Source organism: Chamaesiphon sp., assembly GCF_041737865.1.
GTDB lineage: Bacteria > Cyanobacteriota > Cyanobacteriia > Cyanobacteriales > Chamaesiphonaceae > Chamaesiphon.
Window position 1 is genome coordinate 1 of record NZ_JBGSQZ010000053.1, and the last position, 9,499, is coordinate 9,499.

Annotated in this window: 8 protein-coding genes and 1 pseudogene; all 9 read left to right on the forward strand. The window is 45.9% G+C overall.

All coding sequences use genetic code 11. The annotated features are described in order from the left end of the window. Positions 1-1,734 (forward strand): hypothetical protein (locus ACEW9J_RS04020; protein ID WP_373543854.1); only part of this gene is annotated, 1,734 nt, incomplete at its 5' end. Then, positions 1,721-2,251 carry a hypothetical protein gene (locus tag ACEW9J_RS04025; protein ID WP_373543855.1) on the forward strand — a complete coding sequence of 177 codons (531 nt, stop codon included), beginning with the start codon at positions 1,721-1,723 and terminating at the stop codon, positions 2,249-2,251. The genes ACEW9J_RS04020 and ACEW9J_RS04025, both read left to right, overlap by 14 nt. Before the next feature lie 5 nt (positions 2,252-2,256). Continuing rightward, complete coding sequence (locus ACEW9J_RS04030; protein ID WP_373543856.1) at positions 2,257-2,406, forward strand: hypothetical protein; 150 nt, start codon at positions 2,257-2,259, stop codon at positions 2,404-2,406. A 211-nt stretch (positions 2,407-2,617) separates the two neighbouring features. Next, positions 2,618-4,054, forward strand: a complete 1,437-nt coding sequence (locus ACEW9J_RS04035) for a hypothetical protein (RefSeq protein WP_373543857.1) — start codon at positions 2,618-2,620, stop codon at positions 4,052-4,054. A gap of 28 nt (positions 4,055-4,082) precedes the next feature. Next, the gene (locus ACEW9J_RS04040) at positions 4,083-4,571 is read left to right on the forward strand and encodes a hypothetical protein (protein WP_373543858.1); all 489 of its coding nucleotides are present in this window, start codon (positions 4,083-4,085) and stop codon (positions 4,569-4,571) included. Next, a complete protein-coding gene (locus ACEW9J_RS04045; RefSeq protein WP_373543859.1) occupies positions 4,549-6,561 on the forward strand; it encodes a type IV secretory system conjugative DNA transfer family protein in 2,013 nt (670 codons plus the stop codon). The genes ACEW9J_RS04040 and ACEW9J_RS04045 overlap by 23 nt, the downstream gene beginning before the upstream one ends. Positions 6,562-6,627: 66 nt before the next feature. After that, positions 6,628-7,434 carry a hypothetical protein gene (locus ACEW9J_RS04050; protein WP_373543860.1) on the forward strand — a complete coding sequence of 269 codons (807 nt, stop codon included), beginning with the start codon at positions 6,628-6,630 and terminating at the stop codon, positions 7,432-7,434. 3 nt (positions 7,435-7,437) lie between these two features. Continuing rightward, entirely contained in the window at positions 7,438-9,078 is a 1,641-nt protein-coding gene (locus ACEW9J_RS04055) for a hypothetical protein (protein ID WP_373543861.1), read from the forward strand. Beyond that, positions 9,078-9,499, forward strand: a pseudogene (locus ACEW9J_RS04060) (AAA family ATPase); the annotation flags it as partial. The gene ACEW9J_RS04055 and the pseudogene ACEW9J_RS04060, both read left to right, overlap by 1 nt.

Sequence of the window (9,499 nt, forward strand, 5' to 3'; positions counted from 1 at the left end):
ACTCCTCCGGTCGCGACCGTTGCGGCAACTAAACCGATAGACAAAATGCAGTCTTCAGATCGAGATAAGGCTGTACTCGCATCTCTGCAACAACAGAAACAGCAAGAACTAACCCAACTAGAATCACTGCGCCAATCTCGACAACAGGAAACATCCCAACTGGCATCACTGCGCCAATCTCTCCAGCAGGAGAAATCGCAGTTATTAGCAGCTCGCTCCGAAACAGCCAACGAGCGACAAAAGCAAGCTACACTCCGAAGTCAGCGAAATGGGAATTTAGCAAAGACTTTTACACCTCAACCTACAAGAGTCGTTCAGAGAAACACGATCGTTGCCAAGACTCAACCGTCTAGAATACCCGAACCTATTACCCCAAGAAGCCCGATTGTTGCCAAAGCTCAAATCCAACCCACAGTTACCGCCAATCGGTCTACAGTCCCCAAACAACCAAGATTAGATTGGGAACAAGCATCAGCCCTATCTAATTATGGTGGTATTCCTAACGATACAACTCCGACCAAGCCCACAGATCGACCACTCGCTCTTACTGGAGGCAATGCAATGTCGCCCATTCTGCGCTTACCAGTCGGTCAAGTAGTGTCTGGCAAGCTGGTAACACCGTTTTATACCCTAATTGGTAACAGCGACGGTATAGCTCAAAACTCAAAAGCTCTGGCAACAGTGACGATCGACAAAGCGATCGAGGTCGGTAGTGGCTGGCATCTACCCGTCGGCACCGCGATCGAATTTGAGTTGCAGATTGCCGATAACGGCATGATTCAGGCAGTGTCTAAAAAAGTTACTTATGGTAATACTCAGATCGATATTCCTGCTGGAGCCTTTGCCATCACTGGTAACGACAACCAGCCTCTATTCGCTCAAATCAAAGAGGTTAGTGGTTCGCAACTTGCCGCCGCCGATACCCGCGCTGCGATCTTCGGCGGCGCGGCTGAAATTGGTAACGTTCTAATTAACAGCGGCAACAGCAGTTCTGTGAGCGTGGGAGTCGGCACGACGATTGCCACTCAAAATAACGGCAGTCCCAATATTTTAGGTGCTGTATTTAAGGGAGCTTTTAGTCCGCAAGCGCAAGCTGAAGTCAGCCGTGCTAACAGTCTCGCTAGCAAATTACAGAAAATGAGCAAAGTCGGCTACTTGCTGCCTGGTACGCCCATGCGCGTGTATGTCTCCCAAGCTGCAACCTTTCAACTCCCGATCGATAACAACAACACACCTCAAACTTCGAGTTCGACCCAAAATTATCCACCCACTCAAGTACCAAAAGTCGCTCGGTTGGACGCTTCAGCTACTTCATTAATTGTAGAAACACCACCAAATCCGATGTCTACTCAATCTGTCATTAATTCCAGCGGCTCGGATGTCGTTGCACCCAATCCTTTCTATTCTGCTCCAACTCAGCCAGCAACCTCTCAGCCTCCAGCCCTCACCACCCCTAATTACACCCCCGCTCCAGCTCAACCAACTTCTCAGCCTCAAGCGATCGACCGTAATTACACCACCGCTCCAGCTCAACCTCCGAGAACTTCAACTCAATCGGTAATCCTTCAGCCTCCAGGCACCAGTCCCGATTTCACGACTACTCCAACTCAACCCCCAGGAACTCCAAGTCAGGCAGTAATTTCACAACCGCCAATTCTCAACCCCAATTATCCGTCCGCGCCAACTCAACCCATAACAGTACAGACTACCCAAGGTAATTATGTTATTAAGTAAAATTCCACTTTTAGTACTACTTTCATTTCTACTTTCTAGCCTCCCTGCTAGGGCTGGCACGGTGTCGCTACAAAGAGAAAGTGTAATTGCCAATGTATCGGAGAATACCGGACAGCTACTCGATTGGTCGGCAACCGATCGCCGGATCGAAAGGATATTTTTTGACAATCCCGAACGCTTCCGCGATTCATTTGTAATTACTACCGATGGGTGTACTAACAATAAATGTGTCAACGCTTCTCTGTTAAATATTAGTGCCCGTCCTAGCGGTCGATATCATGATGGTTCGCTCAAAGTGATCCTCAACGATCGATCGGGCAGAAAGCGCGTTCTAACGGTGAATGTAGTCAAAGTCAAACAGGTTGACGATAGCGTGATGACATTTTCACCTGTTGCAATTCTCAGCCAACCAAGCTATAGATCTACAGGATTTTACAATAAACAGCGAGTTACCTATCCCATCTCCGATCGCGTAATCGCGCCGCAAGTCGGTCGCAAAAGTAGTAATAAACTCTAATCCAAATGAACCGAAGAAATTGGCGAGAGATCCAACTCTTTACTCTTCAAGCGATTGTAATTATCACCTTCTTAGGTGCTTTATATGGAGTCATGACTGGTCTGTATGGGGGGCTGCGCTACTTCAAACCTAATTATCAGCAACAAGCTAAATAAATGATTCAAAGTCGTACTTTTAGACAACATAGCTCGGAGTCAATCGGACAATGGTTTCACAAAAACCGTCGGGCGATTTTCATAGCCACGATGAGAACTGCGGTTTATTCAACTATCAGCGTAGCTGGTTATCACATTTGCACTGGCAGTTTGAGTATCTTCGTGTTTTTAAAAGAGTATATATTCCCTATTTTTCAGGAGGTCATGTAACATGAAGCTTCGCATTTTTTTATTATCTATTCTGTTTGTTGGGCAATATTTAGCACTACCTGTTCGCGCTCAAACTAGTGACCCTCAACTGAGTGACGGGCAAATAACCGCAGTTAAAAAGGCTCTATCTCAGGCGACATTTGCCAATAGTCCGCCGACGACAACTTCTGCAACCTACACTGCCGATCCCCGCGTACCACAAATTCCTAGCTTTTCGTATACTGCGGGTACCCCACTTCCTAAAGCCGTTCCAGGCGCGATTGCATCGACGATGGGGGCAGGTCAGTATTCCCCACAATCGGCGAAGACTGCATCTGGGGGCGATCCAAATGCCTTTGCCAACACTAAATTAACGTCCCTACCCTTTTTTGGCAAATTGCCTTTTGCCTCGGTTGTCGCGGCAAATCCTCAACTTGCCAAATTAAAGGTTGGAGATGTTTTTCCGAGCTGGGGTGCTGCCGATCCCAGTAAATCTATCGGTGATGTTGCTAATAATCCTCTAGGTAAAGTTTCCCTACCTGCGGACGTTTTAGCTGCTACTCCAACGTCAAATCTCCCTGGTGTAACGACAACTCCATACAGTGACTATCCAGGTATCGGCAAACCGCCGCTAGATGCTGACGATCTGACAGTATATGTGAGCGATCTTCCTGGCGTTTCCGATCTAACTTGGGATAAATTTGTCAAGATCGATGCCATTCCTAACACGATGGTAGTAATGAAATTCGATCTCCTCCATTCAGGGCAAAAAGAATTAAGTGTCGCTAATGGCGACAAAGTTGCCGCTGGAAGCAACAAAGAGCCAAACGCCCCTTGCAAAAACTGTGATGCAGTCGAACTACTCAGTGCTATAGCTTCCGACAGTGATTTAAACCCTTACAACGGAACGATTTCACCAATTGGCTTACGGCTCAAGGGTGGTGAAGGATTACTCGGAGATATAACTACTGCCGCTGGGCTTCGGGAACCTTCAGGGTTTGAAGTTCCATATATCGGGATTAATGGCTGCGGATCTAAGTGGTCTGCGGAGTCCCCTAATGTCAAAGGCGGAACGATCCAACAAACACTCAATTTCCGCATCTGTTACGATGTTTTCCTTCTTGGTCGTCAAGCTACACCTTATTTTCTGCCCTTACCCCTACCGCTCCCAGCGAATGAACAGCAAGCCAATTTGCTGCTACCGATGAAGGTTAAGCCCGTAGCAAATAAATTATTTCCATCGCCAACGATTCCATCGGTTCCATCGCCATCGGTTCCATCACCTCCAGTGGTAGCTTCAAACCCCACCCCATCATTCACAACACCTTCTACATCGATGATTGGATATGACAAAGTAGCATTGTTTGGGTCGGCTACTAAGAACTCATATAGTCCGACTTTAAATATCTATTTCGATCGACAGGCTAAATTACCCACTGCTAACCGTTATCCAGTCTAAAAAAACCATTCTGGAGGTCAGACCCTCAATGAGGAGTTTTAAGAAAATCAAATCGATATTACCATTAGCCTTACTGTTGTCTGTAATTGGTGTTTGTTTGACAACCCAATTAGCCAACTGGATTAAAGATAAATTTCACGATCCGGTGAAGGGTTTATATTCGATCGCAACAGATATCAAATCAACCAAGGAAATAGAGCAACTAGTCGATCGCAGTGTTTACACTTCTAAAAGCTTTGTTGCCTCACAAGTTGCTAAGAAGCTTCTCGCAGCGCAGATCGAAAGTGGCGGAACCACGTTCACGATTTATCGGTTTAATTTTCCTCAAACTTGTGGAAAAGCGGGTTGCCTGCATGTGGTGGTAGACGAGCGCGATAAACATGCCGCTTCATTGCAGTTAATCGACCTACCAGACAAATCGTTCCCATTTTCATCTGTTAATAAAAAAGGCTGCTTTAATACCCGACAACCATTAAATAACTCGATCGATGATTATGAAATCTGTAAACCAAGTTAGCCAGACCCCCATTCCGTTTCCGAAAATAGCGAAGTTCGATCCTTCCCTGATGAGTATTCTGGGGCTAGGGGTTCTTTTCGTCATTCTCAGTACGATTCACGGCAGAAACGGGAAAAAAGGGAAAACTGCTACTGCAAGGTGGGCGACCCCATGCGAGATCCAACGGTGCCGCAAGCTGGCTAAAATGGCGATCGCCAAGCGTAAGTTCGATAATGCTGCCTACTATATTACCGAACCGATCGGTGCGCCAGTAAGCTCCCTAGATCGGGTTTTGGGGCGAAAGTCTGGCACGAATATCATGTTTCCAGAAATCAATCGCGGGCTATTTACCTGCGGTGGTACTGGTTGTGGCAAGACTGACAATATCATCAATCCTTGCCTACATTCGGCGATCGCCCAGGGAATGTCGATCGCTTTATTCGATGGCAAAGGTCGTGGCGGTCAATCTGAGACATTAATTCCTCTGGCTCTGAGGCATGGTTACGAAGTTAGGGTGCTAGCTCCAGGCGATCGAATTTCTAACACTTTCAATACTTTTGATTCGATTAAAGACGAGCGAGATGTTGCTGGAGCACGGGAGCGCGTAGCGGTTCTCATCGACAATACCAGCGAGAAAGACACCAAAAAAGACTCATTCTTCGATCCTGCGGGATCTTCGGTTCTATCTGGTGCCTTCTTACTGGCTAAATGGGTTGCGAAAATTGAAGGAGATCCACTGCTAGCCAATATTTTAATGGTGAATCAGATCCTCAAATTATCAAACTTATCCAAGCGATTGCTAGATGGTCGCGACACCATCGATCCTTGGATCTACTCTGAGTTTGCAATTCTGACTTCGACTAGAAGTAAAGATGGTCGTGGTCCCGAAGGCAGTATTTTAGCCACTGCGATTAAAATGTTGGCTCCATTAGTAATCCCCAATTATCTCTCGACTTTTTGCGGTAAAACAACTTTTCCAGGTTTCGATCCTCAAGATCCGCTCAAGGTCGATGGCAAGCAGATGGTCGTCTTCACGCTCGATCCCGACAACGTAGCTAGTACCGTGCCATTGATTGCGATGGCAATCCACCAAGTCGTCGCTTATAACCTCAGAGCTGGGAGACAAGAGCCACTCGTGGTCAGTCTCGACGAATTCCATTTACTGAATTTACCCATCGTTCTAAAATGGTTGGCTGTCGATCGTTATAACGGCTCGTCCATTATCATCGGTACGCAATATCTCAGTCAGTTAGATGCTATCTACGGCAAAGATCGAGCTAGAGGCTTTTTAACTAATTGCAATACTAAAGCATGGTTTAACCCTGGCGATCCGGATACCGAACGCGCTCTCTCGCAGGCTTTTGGAGAGGAAGAACTCGAATTAAAGTCAAACTCTAAGTCTTATAACTTCGGTAAAAATAGCGGTAACAGTCGGTCGGTGAACGACCAGTTACATAAAAAGCCGTTGATCGAAGCTCATGTTATCGCTCAATTTCCCAAAGGTAAATGTATCATTCAATCTCCAGGGACGGGGGATAAAGATAATGTTAGCATCCCGTTTCTTCATCAGTTTAGTTACGATCCAGAGCAGAGTAAAGCTTTTAAAGAGCGATCGGTTGAAGATTACAACGCAATTCGAGAATTTATAATTAACGAGCGATCGCGCTCCTCACAAATCGATTTTAGCCAGGAATTATTACGATACACGCAAATTCTAGAGCGGCTATTACCATTAAGTAACGACGCAGTAACAGAAGATTCAATATCTAATTCCAATCCATTACATGTTATTGGTAGCGACCTCATAAATTGTTTTCAAGCTTCTGGTTTCGACATAACTGAGTATGGAATTGAAGAGGAGAAAAAATACCTGATACCCGCAGATTTAATGGTTAAAGACGAACTCAAACCCCTAACTTATGCCGATCTCGGTAGACTCTTAAATTACAACAGATCGTCGCCCGACCGACCGCCGCCGCCCATCCCCGCCGCTACGGGCGCGAATCTCTAGATATTATCTCAAGCTGTTGGCGGGGATTAGGCTTACGGCTGTCATATTTTTACTCACCTTGAATTTATGCTAACTGCTCCATCAACTTACGATCGAATTTACGTTAGAACCGACAAGCAATGTCTATTTGCCCTAGATTGTGGCAGTACTTTTTATGTCGATCGCGATCCGCTATTATCACAAACATATATCTCGATCCATTTAAACGATCGACCGATCTATTTCCACGATTTGGTTGCCAATCGCACTTTAATAGAATGTCCGATCGGTATGGCTATTTACAATAGTCACATCAAACAACTTGAGGATATAAATCAAGAAAGTGAGTTTAACGAGCGATGTGAGGTGTTTTTTGGCTGGCTGTGCGATCGTGACGGACAAGAGATCGTGCATGATGGCGAGTATGTCGGGCAACCTTTGTATGTAAAGGGACAATACGCGATCGATATCGTCGAAAAAGCTGGATATGCTAATTTTTATGACTGTCCTCTAGCTGAATATTTAGGTCTGCCGCTCGATCCAGAGAAACTATATTTTGTCCCGCCACATTTTGTCAAAGATGAAATTGTCGATCTGTCACCGTCAGGAGTTCAGGCTATTGTCGATTGGAATAGCAGTTTAGATATTTGCAATATATTTATCGAACCAGATCCGATAACTGGTGTCGATCGTTTTTGTGTGTTTGGTAGCGATATCGAACAGTCTTTAGAGGCAGCAGGGTTCAGTATCGATTTCGATATTGAAGGAGATAAAAAGTACTATATTCTCACAAGTTTGACGATCGATGGGCGACCAAAAGCATTTAAAACTGATGATATTTGCGCTCTGGTTGCATACAACAAGAAAAATACTTGCCATCAAGCTCCTTTCTAACTTATGCAGGAAATTCATAGCCAGTCAGAACGATTATCTCAACAGCTCAACCAGGTAGGAGCTAGCGCACTTGCTAATATGATGGCAGCATTAGTTCGATTATCTAATCGGGAGAAGAACAAAGCTAAATCGCTACAAGTAACTCGCGAAGCACCTGCTGTCGAATCGGTTAAAGTATCTCGGACAAATTCACCCGAAGCAACTATGGATTCTGGATTTAAAGTTACCCGAAAAGATTCTAATCATCCCGATCTCAGCCCTAAGCAACAGGCGGAGCAATCGATCGAGCGGTTAAATAGCCTCCTGGCAAATCAGAAATACTTCCAGCGCGATCTAGAGGTAAATGGCACTAAATATAACTTTCAGAAATTTCGAGGCGGCGGGATAGATATTCAATCTAAAGATTCTAAACTGTTTGCCAAACAGGGAAAGATTAGATTTGCCGGAGATGAATCAAAATTAATTAAAGATCTACCAGATATCGTTGCGGGGGTGGATCGCGAATTGGATTTAGAACGACCGAAGCAGATAAATAATCAAACTGAGGTTTTATACGGCTACGACTCAACTAATAATTTCATTGAAAAGACTCTCTCCCAAAAAGATGCCCAAGCCATTCTCGATCTGATGGATGGCAAAGAGGGAACTACTATCGCAGGGGGAGAGAACCTGCTAATTGAATATGACGGGAAAAAGCTGTTTGAAACAGACGATCGAGCGGTGGTAACTTACAGTGCTTACGATCGCGATCCCGAACTGTTAAGTAGCATCAAACTTAAAGATGAAAAGGGACTGACCGACCTTACGAATTACGCCAAACGGATGTCGGCAAGTCCAGATGTTGAGGCTAAAGTTTCCAGAACCGATTCTAAACCTGAATTAGTACCAGAACCACCTCAATCGGCTACTACAGTCTCACCCCAATCCCCGATCGCCAAAACGCTCGATCGCGCCGAACCGACAACAGATGTAGACTTCCAGCAGACTTCCAGTGTCATTTACGATCGAGTTCTAAAGTCGGAATTCGATCGAGTCAAACCAAAAAGCTACAAAAGCATAAATATTGAGGGGACAACATTCAAGCTCAATCGTCAAACTACTAAAGGAACGCGCTCTATCTTCGTTACCCCAAGTGAAGGTAACAAACCTGTTCGGGTTGGCGAACTCGATAAAGATGGGAAATTTAAGCCAGATCCCAAACTTAACGATCCTAACGTTACTAAAGCACTCGATCGAGTCTTGGCGGCACGAGGCATCGACCCTCAACTAGTTAAAGAAACCCAACAACTTGAAGTAGCCGTTCGATCGAAAGATCCTCAATATCTCCCACTCACTCAGGAAAACGCGCCCAACCCCACGCCGAATATTGGCAACTCGCTAGGTGCTAATACACCCAAACCCAAGCCGAAGACCAAAAATAACACACCTGAATTAGCTGCCACTGCTGGCAATGCGCCAAGTGGTAGCATGTCCAACTCCACTCCAGATATCGGTAACGATTCGCCTGAATTAGCTTCTGCCCCTGCTAACTCTCTAGGCGTTAGCGTTCCGACTCGTGGCGAAAAAGAAGCTGTGCGAGTCCCATCAAGCGGCGGCACTCCCGAAAGATCCCTCCCAGAACCCGAAGTATCCCAGAACCGATAATGTCACCACCAGACCTTACCCAACTAATGACCCAGCACCAGATAATCTTGGTGCGCTGTAACCCCCTCGATCGCGAATGGATCGTCAGTACTCACTTGAGCGACTGCCAGCGGTGGCGTTTGAATGTTGCGATTCTCCAAGGGAGAGGCTACGCCAACGCCAACGATGCGATCGCTTCGCCGTTTCCGCTGCTACTCGATTCCATCCGTAACGTCAGTATCGAGGGCAACTTCATCTTCGATAATTACTTAACCTTCGTTGCCACGCTCGCGCCGTGGGAGCAGCAACTCATCTACGAGCAGTTCGCCGATCTCTACTCGCTGTGCCAACATCGCTATCGGCTGGTGCTATTACAAACAGACGATACTCCGTTACCGATCGAACTGGCACGATTTATCTATGAATATACTTGGAAACTGCC